This is a genomic window from uncultured Slackia sp. (assembly GCF_959608125.1).
Lineage (GTDB): Bacteria > Actinomycetota > Coriobacteriia > Coriobacteriales > Eggerthellaceae > Slackia.
Map to the genome: position 1 here is coordinate 23,404 of NZ_CAUHPG010000022.1, position 15,250 is coordinate 38,653.

A 15,250-nucleotide genomic window follows, 5' to 3' on the forward strand; every position below is an offset into this window, starting at 1 on the left:
TTTCTTACGAGAAACCGAAATATTTATCGGTGAATCAATGATAATGCTTCGGTGTGTTCCCGCGAAGGAACTTCATAACATATATCCGTTGGGATATATTGATGCGGCAAAGAAGAGTCCTCTTGCGCCGTGCGGCGCAAGAACATCGTAGACGGTAAGGACGGACAATGGCTTACTCAGGAAACCCGAAAGACTACGCTGTCGCTGTTCTGTATGGCGGCACGAGCGGCGAACGGGAAGTGTCGCTGAATTCGGGGAAATGCTGCGGCCGCGCCCTCGAGGAAAAGGGCTTTTCGGTCACGTTGCTCGACCCCGCTTCGCGCGATGACCTGAAAAGGCTGATCGACGAAACCTTCGATGTGGCGTTTCTCGCGTTGCACGGCAAGGGCGGAGAAGATGGAACCCTGCAGGGATTCCTCGAGACGCTCGGCATTCCCTATACCGGTTCGGGCATTCTTGCCAACGCGATCGCGATCAACAAAGGCAAGTCCAAAGAGCTTTACGAAAGCGCCGGCCTGCGCGTCGCCGCTTCCGTGCTCGTCGGTCGCAACGACGTGCTCGACGATGCCGATAGGCAGGAAATCGTCGATACGTGCGGCATTCCTTGCGTCGTGAAGCCCTCGACCGAAGGCAGCTCGCTCGGTATGACCATCGTGCGCGATGCGGCGGATTTGCAGGCGGCGCTCGACACGGCGCTTGCGGTCGACGACGAGGCCATGGTCGAGCAGTTCATAGACGGCATCGAGCTTACGGTGGGCGTTATGGGCTCCGACGACCCGACTGCTTTCCCGGTGATTCAAATTTTGTCGAACGATGACGAATTCTATAACTATCATGCGAAATACGCCGCCGGCGGAAGCACCCATATCTGCCCGGCTCCTATTTCGGAGGAGGCCACCGAGCAGGCTCAAGGCATGGCTGTTGCGGCCCACGCCGTTTTGGGATGCAAGGGCATTTCGCGCACCGATATCATGCTCGATAAAGAGGGTCGCTGCTGGGTTTTGGAAACCAACACGCTTCCCGGCATGACCGATACGTCCCTGATTCCCGATGCCGCGCGTGCCGTGGGGATGAGCTTCGGCGACGTGTGCGAGAAGCTGATCGAAATGGCGTTGGAGTAGCGGAGCGTTTCCGCGCCGCATGCGTTTTGCGCCTAGAAAACGAGCAGGGCCGCCCTCGATCGGGGCGGCCCTCTCTTTCGAAGCGATGGCTTTCTTAGATGATTCCCATGGAATGAACGACCCAGACGACCAGCGCGATGACGGCGAAGATGAATGCCCAGCTGATTATGTAGCATCCCACGTTGCCGCTGCGGCCTTTGTCGAGCATTTTGTCGTGGACGCTGCGATGGTCTTTGAGAATGACGGTTTGACCGCTTCCCTTGGGGGTCTTCACCTTGTTGGACGGCGTCCATGATTCGGGATCGGCGATGACTTTAGCGACGCTTGCCGGATTCAGGGCCGGATCGGGGCGCGAGCCGTCGGCGGCCGCCTGTGCGAAGATCTTCACGAAACGGTCGAACCGGTCGGTGTGGCGGGGGGAGTAGGCGAAGATCGCCGCCTGGCCCCAGTAGACGCCGGGGTCGGGTTCTTCGCTGTAGGCGGTGAAGCTGAGCACGTAGCGTATGGTCCACCCTTTGGCGTGGTAGATGGCCAACTTGTACGAATCCGAGGGGCTTAGGTACGCGAAGGTCTGTCCGTAGGGGTTTTTCAGCCACGCCTGCTGGTGTTTTTTCTCGTCGAGTTGCCAGACCACCTCGCCGCAATCGCCGACCGCGTAATCCGATCCGGCGATGATCGCACCCGTCCGCTTATCGGGGGTTTGGAAACGGACGTAAGAGCCGAAATAGACATCGGATGCGTTTGTAGGCATGTGGTTCCTTTCGTGATAGGCTAGCGAAATATGACCGAAATGAAAGATTTCATTATGCAGAATATGAGTGTATACGACTTCGTTTCCCAAGGCACTCCGGAGGATGTCGTGCAGCGCTACGCACGTCTGAAGGAGGTTGCCGAGCGTTCCGATTTCGGCGAGCTCGATCGCAACGTCGTTGTGCTCGATACCGAAACCACGGGGTTTTCCCAGAATCACGATGAATTGACGCAAATCGCTGCCGCGCGTCTCGAGCGCGGCGAAATCACCGAATGGTTCGTCACGTTCGTCAATCCCGGCAAGCCCATTCCCGATGACGTCGCTCGCCTGACCGATATCCACGACGAAGACGTGGCCGATGCCCCTTCGCCCGAAGAGGCCCGCGCCCGTCTTGTGGAATTCGTCGGCGACGCCACGGTGGTCGCGCATAACGCCGCATTCGATAAGGGCTTCACGACGAAGAGCCCGGCGGGTTACCCCTTGCTGGAAAACCTCTGGGTCGATTCGCTCGATCTGGCCCGCATCGCGCTTCCGCGCTTGAATTCTCATAGGCTCATCGACTTGGTGAAGGCCTTCGACGCGCCGCTTTCAACCCATCGTGCCGATGCCGATGTGGAAGCGTTGTGCGCCGTATACCGCATTCTGCTGGCTGCTATTGCAGAAATGCCGCTTGACCTGGTTGAATACATTGCCGATTTGGCACCTGTCGAAGAATGGCCTACAGGCGCGGTGTTTTCCTGCATGGCGTCGAGCATGGCTGCGCTCGAAGAGGCCGAACATGGAACCGACATCCGCGCGAAGCGCTACCCGATGACCGTCAGAGGGCTTCGACACGCGCGTCTTTCGCGCACGATGAACGACGACGAATCCTCCGCCGCCGTCGAGCGTTGTACGGGTCCGGTCGAATTCCCCGATGCGCATGAGGTTGCCGAGGCGTTTTCGAAGGACGGCGTGGTCGGCGGCCTGTACGAGGAATTCGAGCCCCGCGTCGAGCAGTCCATTATGGCCGACAGCGTGCTGAAGGCGTTTTCCACGGGCACGAATCTCGTGGTCGAGGCCGGTACGGGCGTAGGCAAGTCGATGGCCTATTTGCTGCCGAGCGCATTGGCGGCTTTGCGTAGCCACGCGGCGGTGGGCGTGGCCACGAAGACCAACGCGTTGCTCGACCAGATCGTCTACAAAGAGCTTCCGCTGCTGCGCCGCGCCCTCGAGGAACGCGGCGTGGGCAGCCTTGAATACGTGGCGCTCAAGGGATTCTCGCATTATCCGTGCCTGCGCCTGGTCGACCGCCTGGTGCATGACGGCGCGCGTAGCGTGACCGTTATGGGCAAGCAGGTGAGCCAGGCTCCCTCGATCGCCGCGCTGCTTTCGTTCATCGAGCAAACCGAATACGACGACATGGATGCCCTGAAGCTCGATTTCAAGGCTCTGCCGCGCTATGCGTTCACGACGTCTTCGCGCGATTGTCTGCGCCGCAAGTGCCCGTACTACGGCACGCAGTGCTTCGTGCACGGCGTGCGCAAGAAGGCCGAGCGCGCCCATATCGTGGTGACGAACCACTCGCTGTTTTTCTGCGACTTGGCCGCTGACGGGGGTTTGCTGCCGGAAATCCGTTTCTGGGTGGTCGACGAGGCCCACGGAGCCGAGGCCGAGGCTCGTCGTGCGTTGGCGATCAAGCTTGATGCCGCCGAGATGGTGCGCCTTGCCAACAGGCTTGCCTCCGAGGACGCCAAGAGGAACCCGTTCGTGCGACTGGAGCGCCGCGCTCCGCTCGATTCGGGCAAGCAGCCTGAGGCGAGCACGCTGTTCTTCGGTCTCACCGAGAAGGCGCGTGCGCGCGGCAAGGAGTTCGCGGAGGCGTCGTTCGAATTCGCCCGCCGTATGAAGGACTTGGTGGCGTGCGACGTCGGCAAAGGAAATAAGAGTTACGAGACCATCGATCTGTGGATCAACGACGCCGTGCGCTCCGACGAGCGCTTCGCCGCGCTGCGCGGTTTCGCGAAAACCTTCCGCGACCAGTCAGAACGTCTTATCACGGCAGGCAACGAGCTCATTGCGTTCCTCGACGGCGTCGACGGCGTGGCCGATTGCCAGCGCGATATCGCCACGGTTGTCATCGACGCGAAGGAAATGCTGCAGTCGTGCGAGTTGATCATGGAAAAGGCCGATCCGCGCTTCGTCTATTCCGCGAAGCTTTCGCGCAAGCCCGAGCGTGTGGCCGAAGAGCTGCAGGCCCAGGTGGTCGATGTGGGGCAGATGCTCGACGAGACGCTGTACGAGAAGACGCGAAGCGTCGTGTATGCCAGCGCCACCGTGACCATCGGCGACGATTTCAAGAGTTTCATGGCGGCCATGGGCCTCAACGAGGGCGAGTCGTCGCATGCGGAGACGTGCCTTTTGGGCTCGAGCTACGATTTCGATAAGAACATGCAGGTCCTGGTGATCAATGATATTCCCGAGCCCAACCAGCCGGGATATCTCGAGGCGCTTCAGCATCTGCTGACCGAGCTGCATGTCGCTCAGCAGGGCAGCATGCTCACGCTTTTCACGAATCGCCGCGAGATGGAGGCGTGCTTCGATGTCGTCGATCCCCGGATGAAAGAAGAGGGACTGCGTCTGGTCTGCCAGAAGTGGGGCGTCTCGACGAAGGGTCTGCGCGACGATTTTCTGAAAGACGAGCACCTGTCGCTTTTCGCCTTGAAGAGCTTCTGGGAAGGCTTCGATGCGCCGGGTGCCACGCTCAAGGGCGTCGTCATCCCCAAGCTGCCGTTCGCCAAGCCGTCAGACCCGCTTTCGTGTGAACGCGCGCTGCGCGATTCCGCGGCGTGGTCGCACTACACCCTTCCGCAGGCGGTTATCGAGATAAAGCAGGCTGCGGGCCGTTTGATCCGCACGTCCACCGATACGGGCGTGCTGGTGATGGCCGACAGGCGCCTGCTGACCAAGGGCTACGGCAAAACCTTCTTGCGCTCCCTTCCGTCGAAGAACGTGAAGTCGTGCTCGACTGCCGAGGCCGTCGAAATCGTGCGCAGCGCATCGGAGAGACAGGGCTCGTAGCGCATGGCGGGCAAGAAGGGCGGCCGTCCTTTCAGGGGCATCGGCGCGAGCGTGCATATTAAAAAGAATACGGCGGGCACATCGAACGAGATATCGCTTTCGGTGCTCGACGGCTTGAAAAGCCGGGCCGATAACGAGCTGGGAGAGGCCGACCCCAAGGTCAAGCTGGGCGATTTGTCGCTGTTCACGGTTTCTTCGAAGAAAGATCGGCGCTTGCCTGCGAAAGACGAGAAGCTGTCGGCGCTTCCTGCGCCTGCGGCATCGTCCGCTTCCTCGGAAAAGAAGCCCGTCGCGAAGAAGAAGGCGCACCCGTCCGATCGCCCTGCATCGTCGCGCCCTGCGCGCGAGAGGAAGCCTTCCCGCGCGCAGCGCAATCGCGAAAGGGCGCTGCGCGATCCCGAAAAGGAAATCAAGCGTAGGAAGAAAAACCGCCGCGTCCGTCGCTTCGCCGCGATTGCCGTGGCGTCGCTTTGTTGCTGCGCATGTATCGGCGCCGCAGCGCTTTTCGCCGCGAACGCTTACGAGCAGAGCAGATCGAATCTCGCCTTGCTTTCCCAGGCTTTCGACGAAATAGAGAAGGCGGATTCGCTTGTGCTCAGCATGGACGACCTGGTGATGAAGGACGAGTCGATCGTGACCGTCGAGGAGCTCGACGAACTCGAGCAGGGCATGAGCGACGCGGGCGTGCATCTCAATGCCGCCTGCGCATTCTCTGACGAGGCGTTTCAGGCGATGGGGGAGTCGCCCGGCAAAGACGCCGCTCGCCAGGTGTCGGAATCGGCCGATGCCAGACGGGACATGATGAAATATGCCGAAGCGTTGCTTCATGCCGATGCCGATGCGCGTTCCGCCGTCGAATCGGCGGAAAAGTGCTGGGACCAGGTGCTCGAGGCCGACGGGTTGATGAAGGAGGCCGCCGACCTGGTGGCTGATACGACCGTGGAAAACGTGACCGCGTCCCAGGGCAAATCGGAGCAGGCCATCGCATTGCTCGACGAGGCCGCGGCAAGTTTGGCATCCGCGCAGGCGGAATGCCCTTCAGCCGACTTTTCGGCGCTTGCGGCGCTGATCGAGAAGAAAAGGGAGCAGAACGTATATGCGGTAGAAAGCGACAAGGCCATCTACATTCAGGACAAGGCCACGGCAGAATCGTTCAACGAGTCGTATAACCGGGCCGATGCCGAGGCCGTGGAGCTTGCCGCAGCCCTTCCCGAGCGCCCTGCTCAACCTATTTTGGATAGGCTCGATGCTCAGACGTCGGAAACGCGTTCTCGCTATCTCGACGCTAGGAAACGGGCTGCGGAATCGGATGCGTTTATTAGGGATTACCTAGGACGGCCGGGCGAATAGGATATACTTCAGACGAATATGCCCTTATCCATGTGGCTAGGAAGATTAAGAAGGCCCGTATGAGCAAACCTATCGATCATATCGCCTATCTCTCCCAAGAGATCGGTCCGCGCCCCGCGGGTACCGAAGAGGAGCAGCAGGCGGCTCTTTATATAACCGAGCGTTTCCAAAAGGAAACGCGTCTTCCGGTGAACATCGAAGACTTCACGTGCAGTTCGAATGCGGACATGCCCAAGCTTATTTGCTATATCGTGACGATCGTCGCGGTTTTGCTGGGCCTGTTCCTCCCCGTAGCCGCCATTCCGGCCGTCGTTGCGTCGGTGCTTTCGGCGGCCGTGTTCGTGGCCGAAAGCTTCGACAAGCCCGTTCTGTCTCAGCTTTTCATGAAGGGCGTGAGCCAGAACGTCGTTGCGAAGTACGAGCCTTCGCACGATCCCGATGGGGCGGGGACTCGTCGACGCAAGGTCATCCTGGTGGCGAATTACGACAGCGGAAAGGTGCGCCACGACCTGGCGGGATTCCTTCCTTCCATTAAACGCCCGATGCAGTATGCGGCGATCGTTTCCATGTGCTTGTTGCCTGTCGTGCTGCTTATCCGCCAGTTCGCCTTCGCCGGCGAAGGCATCGGTGCGACTGCATGTCTGGTCATCGCCGTGATTCTTCTTGTTGCCGTGGTCGTTCCCGCGGCGTTTATCGCTCTCGAGAAAGCGTCGGCATACAACGAAGGAGCCAACTCCAATGCGTCGGGCATCGCCGTTATGCTCGAGGTCGCGCGTCGCATCGGAAGCGGCGAGGCTTCGGGCGAGCCGTTCCCCGAAGGCGTCATGCATGACGAGGAGACGGCCCGTGCCGCCGGCGTCGTGCCTGATGGTGCTACTCTTTCGTACGAGCATGGCGCGGGAGACGGCGGCGAACAGGCCTACATGAACGACGAACTTCTTTCCGAGGGCCCCTCTGCCGAGGACCTCAGCCGCATGCGCAAGGAAACGCGCAGCGCCTTGACGAGCGCTCCGATCGAAACGCTCGCCGCCGCTGCCGCGAAAGCCGCCGAACTGCATGAAGCCGCCGAAGCCGCCGAAGCCGCGCGCCGAGAGCAGGAAGAGGCCGATCGCCTGGCCGCCGAAGCGGAAGCCGAAGAACGTGCCCGTCTCGAAGAAGAGATGCGCCTGGCCGCCGAGGCCGCGAAGGTGAAGCCGACGCCCACCGTTCCCGAGTGGTACCTCAAAGCTACCGAGAAGGCCCGCAAGAGCGAGCCGCTGCTGGGCAAGAGCGAGTCTTCCTATCGTTCCCGTTATGCCGATTTCCCCGATGAGCGCCGTGTCGTCGAAGAAGAGGTCATGCCCGAAGACGAGCCTATCGAGATTCAGGAAATCCCCGGTTCCGTCGAACAGGTTCCGTACGAAGACGATTTCACCGCCGAGTCCGAATCCGAGCAGCAGGCCTCCGTGGAAGATGGTTCTGCCGCCGCCGAGCCCGTCGAGCAGAATGCTGAAGACGAGGCTCTGGCTGCGGTCGATGAGGCCGAATCCGACCAGCACGTTTCCGATCAAAAGGATTCCGATGCTTCGGTGCGCGATCTTTCGGCCGATAAGCAGGGCGATTCTGCGTCTGTCGCTTCCGAGGCCGTCCAGTCTGCAGAAGAGCCTGAGGCAGGAGCCACCACCGCCATGCCTGCGGTATCCGATGCCGGCACGCTCGATCTCGAGGCGCTGCGTGCCGCTGCTGCCGAGGTGACATCCGAGCCTGTAGAGGTCGTCGCAGCGCCCGATGCGGTCGCTTCCGTCGAGGCGCCTGCCGAGGAAGCCGTCGCCTCCGAGGCGACCGACGCCGCTCCTGTCATCGTTGCCGAGCAAGCGCAGCCTATCGAGGTCGCTGTAGCTTCCGCCGATGCCACCGTGCCCGTTTCGCCTCAGATGATGTACTACAAAGAACCTGAAGACCGCTCTCAGGAGATGATGGATCGCGCCCGCAAGGAGCGTTCCGTGGTGACGTTGACGGCCGACGAGGTCAAGGACATGGAGGTTTCCATCGAGAAAGCCGTTCCGGTGGCATCGTCTGCCGAGGTGACGTCGATTCCTGTCGAGGGCGCCGTTAGGGAGGTCGCGGAGACTGCCCCCGAAACGCCCGTGGCCGCGGCATCGACAGCGGTTATGCCGGTCCAGCCCGCCGCAGCGCCTCAGCCCGCCCCCGCCGCTCCTGCGCAGATGCAGGCCGGTCGCATCATCGAGGCGCGCGTCCCCGTCGTCGACCTCCCCAGCATCACACTGCCCGCTATGCAGGCTCCCGATCCGAGGCCCGTTTCGTTCGAAGAGCTTCGCCAGCGCGCTCCTTTGGCGAGCGCCGCCGAGTCGAAGGGTGAAGAGGCGGCCAAGGACCTTCTGTCCATCAGCTTGCCCTCCATCGACGGTCCGTCCGGCGCCACGGGGTCTTTCGCGCGTGTCGACGCGCCCCAGACCCAGAATACGAGCGTCAGCCTGACAGGTTCGTTCGCTCCCGTCGGCGCTATCGGCGCCGAACCCGTGGGCGACGAGCTGATCGAGAACGTGGATCCCGAGGATGTCTACGTGGATGATGCCGACGACTCGGTGTTTGAGGAAGAGTTCACGGAGACGGGAGCTTTCGCAGGTCCCGGTTATGTGGAGATGCCCCAGTCTCGTGTCGGTCGTTTCTTCGGCAAGTTCCGTCGCAAGAAGAAAGACGAGGAACAGAGCGCTCACGAATGGCTCGATGTTGACGAGAACTTCGATGCCCGTTCCGCCGGCAAGGCTCGCGGCAGCTGGGAGAGCTTCCGTAACGAAGATGACGATTGGCAGGGCGGCGCGTTCGACGGTATCAAGGCGCGTTTGCCGCGCAAAGAGGACGAAGAGGGCGAGGACGGGCCCTACGAGGGCCGCGCTCGCTTGAGCGCTCCCGCGGTGTCTCATGACGCGTTTGCCGCGGCGCTTGCCGCAGCCAATGCCGCCGCCGAGGCGAAGGGTGAAAAGCCCGTCGCCGAAGACGACCCGTACGAGGAGGATATGCAGCAGATCTATTCCTTCGCAGCGGGCGATATCAATACCGAGGTGTGGTTCGTCGCGCTCGGCTCGGAACTTGCCGGCAACGGCGGCATCAAGGCGTTCCTGGCGGAGCATGCTCCCGACATGCGCGGCGCGGTGATCGTGAACCTCGAATCGCTCGGCGCGGGCACGCTTTCGTACTTGGAGAAAGAAGGCGAGCTGAGGCAGGCTTCGTGTTCTCCACGCATGAAGCGTTTCGTGCGCAAGGCGTCTCAGGCGTCGGGCGTCAGCATCTTGGCGAGTAGGATCGACTGGCGCGAGAGTGCCGCGAGCTACGCTCAGAAGCATCGCATGCAGGCGATGACGCTCGTCGGCATGGACGGCAACAAGCCGGCTCGTTACGGAGAGGCCGACGATATCATCGAGAACATCGACCCCGACGCTCTCGACCGCAGCGCCGATATGGTCATCGAGCTGCTGAAGAACATTTAACGACGCAAGGGGCCGCGCATCGTAGCGCGGCCCCTTTCCATGAACATCGGAAGAACAACGGGGCGAATTGCTGCTGCAAGCCGGCAAGTACGCTATCATTGAGAATATGAGGGCCGCATAACGACCCGTTTATCTGGGAGTTCTCCCATCTGAAGTTTGGAGGTAACAATGGCGATCGAGGCATACTGCGTGAAATGCAAGGCCAAGAAGGTCATGCAGGATCCCGTCGAGGGCACGACCAAGAACGGCAAGCCGATCACCAAAGGCAAATGCCCCGATTGCGGCACTACGATTTGCCGTATCGGAGCTGCAAAATAGCTTCTATGGCGCGGCTCCCCAAGAGAGGGGAGCCGCGTTGCATTTCTGCCCTATGGGGTTGAGGGTTCGTTCGATTTCGGGCGTTGACGCGAGTCGATGCCCGTTTTTATGGACAACCGACGAAATCGGCACCGAATGAAAAAAGCTCCGCCGAAGCGGAGCCTTTTTCATGAGTTCTAACAGGCTGGAACGAGCTCGTTCGATGCCGCTAGGCTGCGAGACGCATCATGAGCATCGCAGCTTCGGCGCGCGTAGCAGAAGCTTGCGAGGCCAGTAGAAGCGTGCCGTCGGATGCTTCGATGCCGTGCAGAATATCGGCGCCGACGGCCCACGACAGGTATTCGGCAGCCCAGCCGGATACCTCATCGGCATCGGGGTAGGCGGAAAGGTCCGCACGCGCGGAAACGTCCTCGCCTTGCATCTCGGACCAGCGCATCAGTACGGCCGCAGCTTGCTCGCGCGTCAGGGAGTCGTTCGGTCCGAAGAGGTCGGAGCCTTCGTAGCCTTCATAGATGCCTTCGGAGACGGCCCATGCAATAGCGCCGTAGAACCAATCATCCTGCGAGACGTCGGAGAAGGACGAGGCGAGCGTTGCTGCCGGCTTGCCTTCGAGGTTCCACAGAATCTGAACCATCTGCGCGCGCGTGAGATTCATTTCGGGCCCGAAAAGCCCGGCAAGGTCGCCGGATTCGAAGCCGTTCATAACCTCGTTGGATACTGCCCAGTCTATTGCGACGTGATACCACTTGGCGCGGTCGACGTCGGGGAAGATGTGGCTCGGGCACGATGCTCCGCCGTCGCAGGCGAACGTAACGGCTACCGTCGCATCGGAGGAGGGCATCTCGAAGGTGAAGGAATTCTCGTCTTTTGCGATGGTTTCGACGAGCGCGCCCTTGGCGTCCTTGACCAATATGGATTCGGTCAAGAATCCCTTTGCGGGAGTCGTGACGATCGTGACGGTTTCGCCGGCGGCGGCATTTTCGGGATCGGCCGCGACAGTGCCGTTTTCGACAGGGGCGATGGTGACGGCGTATTTATACTCGGGTGCGGGCGGGACGTATCCTCCCACGACGATGTTCTCAATGGAGTCGGGCTTGGTCTGAATCGCGATATCGAGACCGGCCGCATCGTTGTTATCGATCCGCTCCTTGATATGGGCGATGACTTGCTCGATCGCGGTGTCGTTCCCAAGTGCTGCTTTGATGCTTTCCACCGTGCTGTTGTCGATCCAGACTTTCGCCGCCGTTTCAGGCCCCTTGAACAGGGTTCCCTTGATTGTCATGGACGGAACGGTGCTCACGTTTTTGCCCATGGCGAATTCGATATGGGCGTATGCGCCGGCATCGGGAGTAAGCGTGCAATTCCTTATATCGATATTCGTTGCGCCGTTGATGATGACGGACGTGTAGCTGCCGCCATTGATGCTCGCTCCGTCCAAGGCTCCGCCGTCGACGCAGTAGAACTGCACGCCGTGTTTGGCATTGCCGTTGGTGTTGACAACGAGGTCCTTCAGCGTGACGCCGTCGCCTCCGGCCGTGACGAAAGCGCCGTTGGCAATTACGGATGTGCAGTTGATGGCATGTCCGTTGCCGTCGATCGTTACGCCGGCAGGTACCGTGACGGCTTCGGAGGAGTCGACGCTGCCGAGCAGTTCGATGGTGTCTTTCGCCTTTGCATCGGCGAGGGCGGCTTCGAGCGACAGGTAGCCCTTGTCGCCGATTTTAGCGACATAGCTCGCGACGGATTCCCCAGGCGTGACGGTTTGTCCTCCGACGAGGATCGGGCTGTCGGTGCCGTTTTCAATCTCGACGCCTGCGGGAGGGGTAGGGAGATTCTCGTTTTCATCGACGTTCGTGATAGTTACCGTGCTGCCAGGCTTGGCATTTTGTATGGCGTCCCTGGCGTCAGAAAAGAAGACGGGTCGGCCATTATTTTCGACGACTGCCTCGCTGATGACAGTCAGCTGATTTTTTCCGACGTCAACCGTGGCATCTTCGCTGTGGACGAGTTCGAGGCCGCCTTCTGCGGGGGTAATCGTTGTATTTGCCAGCGTTCCGCCGTTGACCGTGAGCGCTCCGCCTGCGGTGATGTTTGCAAGAATTTTTCCATTAGGGCCAGCAGGCGCGTTGTTGTTGCCCGAAATAACGGCATCGTTTGCAACTTCGTTGCCCACGTCCAGCACCGTGTCGATCAGCGTGATCTTTGCGTTGATGGTATCTTCGTCGTAGAACCAGATTGCGTTTCCGCCAATGATGTCTCCACCGTCGCGGTTGTTGTTTCCGCCCAGAATCGAGGAATTCTCAACAGTCAGCTGAACCGGCCCGTAGATTTCCATGCCCCTGCTTGCGGAATTGGTGATAAAGCCTTCGGCAGGAGAGCCGCCTTCGACCGTGCAGTTCTTAATGTCAACCGTGGTGGCCGGCGACGTGCAGTATACGCCGCCGCCAGGAGTAGAGGTACGCGACGTGCCGCCTGAAATCTCCACGCCGTCAAGTACGAGAGACCCTGCAACGTTGACGCCATGTCCGCCGCTTGTGCCGTGCCTGCCGGTGATTGTACCGCCGGTGACTACTGCAGAAGCGTTTGTGTTCAAGAAGAGGCCGTGCCCGCCGCCGCCACTATTGGCAGAGGAGTCGCCAATCAGGGTGCTATCGACAATCTTTGCCGGCGTATCGCCCGTTGTACGCAGCTCAAGCGCATTACCCGACGTGTCGGATCCCGATGCTCCACCAATAATCGTGCTTTTCGTGATTTCGACGGCCGCCTTGCTGTATGCGTATACCGCAGCAGCAGAACTCTTGTTGCCATAAGACAGGCCGACTATCTTGGATTCCTCGATGGTCAGTTTGCCCTCGCTCGAGAAGTTGATTGTGCGGAAATCGCCAATAGTTCCATTGCTTGCAATCGCGCCGGCGTTGACTTCCGCTTTGCCGCGAACGGTCAGGTTGGCTTTTCCTGAAACGTCGATGATGCCTGCGGGTGAAAAGAGGTCGACATCGCCGTATTCTCCGCCCGTAATCGTGCCTTCTCCATTGATGATGACCGATCCGTCGTCAATGTCGAGAAGAAGCACTTTGAGGTATTTTTCATCCGACGTGTCGCGACTTAGCGTATGCCCGTTGAGGTTGATAGTCACGTCTTGCTTGATTGAGACGGTCGAGGTCAGAATTACGTCGTCTTCCAGCGTGATGGTACCGTCTTTGGCTGAATTCACGAATTCCGGGCCCGTCATGGTCGTCGCCGCGAATGCCGTGGCAGGCATCAGCAGAAGAAATGTCGCTGCCGCGCATAGCGCCGCGCATATCCGCGTTCTCATGGTTTTCATTCGCACTACCTCCTTGCTTGCATTGTTCCGATACGAGGGATGCCCCTTATCGTTCAGCAGGGTTCCGAGGAATGGTCGCGCAGAACGGCGGGGCTTCGTGTGTCGCCCTTTGTTGCCTTGGTCTCTTATAACCACCTCCTTTGCGAGCATCGACGCCGCGGTCGGCGTTTTTTTCGATTGCATTCATGAGGACAGTTGGAAACGAAACGCGATAATTCGAAGAGAACGACCGCGCGTAAAGGACATTCATGCCTGCGTTGCCGTTCTTCTCGGGTTTTGGTGTTGTGGAATGAAGTGTTTTGCGGACCGCCTTTCTCTACTGTGCATTCATTGCACTTGGCTGCTGTCGGGAAAACCGTACAGGATTGTTTTTTTGCGGTACTTGAACAGGGGATTTTCGGTATATTTTCGGTCGGCGGCCGACCAGGCGCGACTCCGTGCGAACTCGATGCCTCCGGGCGAATATGATGATTGTCGACGATGCTTCGTCTGTATGCGCTATACTGTTCGATGCTCATATGCGGGTGTGGCCAAGTGGTAAGGCAAAAGCTTCCCAAGCTTTCATTCGCGGGTTCGAGTCCCGTCACCCGCTCCATTTCAACTAATGAAGCCGTCGGTTTCCGACGGCTTTCTTTATGCGTATACGATGACGGGGAGGGCCAGGTCGTGATTTTCGGCGGGAACGCGCACGACGCGCTGTTCTGCGAATGCGACGCCGATAACGATGCACGTCTCGGATACGAGGGGAAGATAGGCGTCGTAATTGCCCCCGCCATATCCAAGCCGCCTTCGCTGTTCGTCGAAGGCGACGAGCGGGACGATGATGGCTTCGAGCGCATCGGGTGCCGCCATGGGGAAAGAAGCGACGGCCGCATCGTCGTGAGCGATGCGTTTCAGCGGGTTTTGCACGAAGGGGATGGTCCCGTCGTGCCAGGCGCTTCGAGAGACCATTCGCATATCCATCGGCCGTGTGCTGCCTTTCGGATTCATGCAGGGAAGGGCGACCTGTATTTCGTTGCGAAAGCAGAGGTCGATCAGCTCGTCCAGATTCGCCTCGTCGCTGAAGGCTGAATAGAGGGCGACGGCGTCTCCTTTGCGCAAGGCAGGTGTCGACGCCGCTTTTCGGTCGGCGAGGATGCGGGCTTCGATGGTCGTATTTTCTTCGCGTTCACCTTCCTCGAGGCCCAGTATGCGGCCGACTTCCGTGCATAAAGCATGCGATTTCATCGAGCGTTCATGCGGAGAGAGGGAGCTTCGTAGGGTACGAATCTGGCTTCTGATGAGGGATTTCTTGCCAATAATGGGATTATTCACGTTGTCAGACATGAAAAATTCCCCTTTCTGTCCTCATCGGGCTCATGCTTCATTTGGAATATACCGAACATAAAATAAGAAAAAATGAAATTAGTGTTTGACAATGCGGAATGTACGGGTTATTATAAACGAGCTTTACGAGTTGCGCCGTTACCTCAGCTGGATAGAGGGACTGACTACGAATCAGTACGTCGGGGGTTCGAATCCCTCACGGCGCACCATTTGAATTCTAACCGCCTATCGAGGCGGTTTTTTTATGCCTCGGTTTCGCTGTGGGCATGCGAGTCCTTTTCGCCTAAAGGCGCGCGTTCTGCGGGCGTTTCCCGTTTGCGAAGAGGGGCGAATTGTCGGCATGGTTCTTGTTGCCGACAAATTTTCGAAATTGGCAAAGAAAGTCTTTGACACGCTTGGAGCATGCTGCTATTATGAACGAGCTGCTTTGAAATGCGCCGTTACCTCAGCTGGATAGAGGGACTGACTACGAATCAGTACGTCGGGGGTTCGAATCCCTCACGGCGCACCACTT

The 15,250-nt window shown here is 59.5% G+C and carries 8 protein-coding genes and 3 tRNA genes; 8 read left to right on the forward strand and 3 right to left on the reverse strand.

Going from position 1 to position 15,250, the window contains the following annotated elements; all coding sequences use genetic code 11:
* Positions 1 to 167: 167 nt before the first annotated feature.
* The gene (locus Q6E04_RS07410) at positions 168 to 1,121 is read left to right on the forward strand and encodes a D-alanine--D-alanine ligase (RefSeq protein ID WP_303250147.1); all 954 of its coding nucleotides are present in this window, start codon (positions 168 to 170) and stop codon (positions 1,119 to 1,121) included.
* A gap of 94 nt (positions 1,122 to 1,215) precedes the next feature.
* On the opposite strand, the gene Q6E04_RS07415 is transcribed toward Q6E04_RS07410, so the two are convergent.
* Positions 1,216 to 1,872: a hypothetical protein gene (locus tag Q6E04_RS07415; RefSeq protein ID WP_303250148.1), complete on the reverse strand. Its 657-nt coding sequence runs from the start codon at positions 1,870 to 1,872 to the stop codon at positions 1,216 to 1,218.
* Positions 1,873 to 1,935: 63 nt separating this feature from the next.
* On the opposite strand from Q6E04_RS07415, the gene Q6E04_RS07420 reads away from it, so the two are divergent.
* The 4 genes from Q6E04_RS07420 (at position 1,936) to Q6E04_RS07435 (ending at position 10,085) form a co-directional block, all read left to right on the forward strand.
* Positions 1,936 to 4,929, forward strand: coding sequence for a helicase C-terminal domain-containing protein (locus tag Q6E04_RS07420; protein ID WP_303250149.1), 2,994 nt, complete (start codon positions 1,936 to 1,938; stop codon positions 4,927 to 4,929).
* 3 nt (positions 4,930 to 4,932) lie between these two features.
* The gene (locus Q6E04_RS07425) at positions 4,933 to 6,279 is read left to right on the forward strand and encodes a hypothetical protein (RefSeq protein WP_303250150.1); all 1,347 of its coding nucleotides are present in this window, start codon (positions 4,933 to 4,935) and stop codon (positions 6,277 to 6,279) included.
* 59 nt (positions 6,280 to 6,338) lie between these two features.
* Complete coding sequence (locus tag Q6E04_RS07430) at positions 6,339 to 9,767, forward strand: M28 family peptidase (RefSeq protein WP_303250151.1); 3,429 nt, start codon at positions 6,339 to 6,341, stop codon at positions 9,765 to 9,767.
* 168 nt (positions 9,768 to 9,935) lie between these two features.
* Positions 9,936 to 10,085, forward strand: coding sequence for a DUF5679 domain-containing protein (locus Q6E04_RS07435; RefSeq protein ID WP_009139803.1), 150 nt, complete (start codon positions 9,936 to 9,938; stop codon positions 10,083 to 10,085).
* Positions 10,086 to 10,293: 208 nt separating this feature from the next.
* Here the strand turns inward: Q6E04_RS07435 and Q6E04_RS07440 are convergent, their stop codons facing one another.
* A complete protein-coding gene (locus Q6E04_RS07440; RefSeq protein ID WP_303250152.1) occupies positions 10,294 to 13,410 on the reverse strand; it encodes an S-layer homology domain-containing protein in 3,117 nt (1,038 codons plus the stop codon).
* A gap of 520 nt (positions 13,411 to 13,930) precedes the next feature.
* Between Q6E04_RS07440 and Q6E04_RS07445 the strand changes: the two genes are divergently transcribed.
* A tRNA-Gly gene (locus Q6E04_RS07445) sits at positions 13,931 to 14,005 on the forward strand.
* Positions 14,006 to 14,043: 38 nt separating this feature from the next.
* Here the strand turns inward: Q6E04_RS07445 and Q6E04_RS07450 are convergent.
* On the reverse strand, positions 14,044 to 14,736 hold the full coding sequence (locus Q6E04_RS07450) for a 5-formyltetrahydrofolate cyclo-ligase (RefSeq protein ID WP_303250153.1): 693 nt from the start codon (positions 14,734 to 14,736) through the stop codon (positions 14,044 to 14,046).
* Between the two features lie 132 nt (positions 14,737 to 14,868).
* Between Q6E04_RS07450 and Q6E04_RS07455 the strand changes: the two genes are divergently transcribed.
* Together Q6E04_RS07455 and Q6E04_RS07460 are read left to right on the forward strand one after the other, a co-directional pair.
* Positions 14,869 to 14,945: transfer RNA gene (locus tag Q6E04_RS07455), tRNA-Arg, on the forward strand.
* Between the two features lie 225 nt (positions 14,946 to 15,170).
* A tRNA-Arg gene (locus Q6E04_RS07460) sits at positions 15,171 to 15,247 on the forward strand.
* Positions 15,248 to 15,250 lie beyond the last annotated feature (3 nt).

What these genes read in the sequence shown, in the direction of transcription:
- Q6E04_RS07410 (WP_303250147.1), top strand. Translation starts at nt 168, where the DNA reads ATGGCTTACTCAGGAAACCCGAAAGACTACGCTGTCGCTGTTCTGTAT.
- Q6E04_RS07415 (WP_303250148.1), bottom strand. Translation starts at nt 1,872, where the DNA reads ATGCCTACAAACGCATCCGATGTCTATTTCGGCTCTTACGTCCGTTTC.
- Q6E04_RS07420 (WP_303250149.1), top strand. Translation starts at nt 1,936, where the DNA reads ATGAGTGTATACGACTTCGTTTCCCAAGGCACTCCGGAGGATGTCGTG.
- Q6E04_RS07425 (WP_303250150.1), top strand. Translation starts at nt 4,933, where the DNA reads ATGGCGGGCAAGAAGGGCGGCCGTCCTTTCAGGGGCATCGGCGCGAGC.
- Q6E04_RS07430 (WP_303250151.1), top strand. Translation starts at nt 6,339, where the DNA reads ATGAGCAAACCTATCGATCATATCGCCTATCTCTCCCAAGAGATCGGT.
- Q6E04_RS07435 (WP_009139803.1), top strand. Translation starts at nt 9,936, where the DNA reads ATGGCGATCGAGGCATACTGCGTGAAATGCAAGGCCAAGAAGGTCATG.
- Q6E04_RS07440 (WP_303250152.1), bottom strand. Translation starts at nt 13,410, where the DNA reads ATGAAAACCATGAGAACGCGGATATGCGCGGCGCTATGCGCGGCAGCG.
- Q6E04_RS07450 (WP_303250153.1), bottom strand. Translation starts at nt 14,736, where the DNA reads ATGTCTGACAACGTGAATAATCCCATTATTGGCAAGAAATCCCTCATC.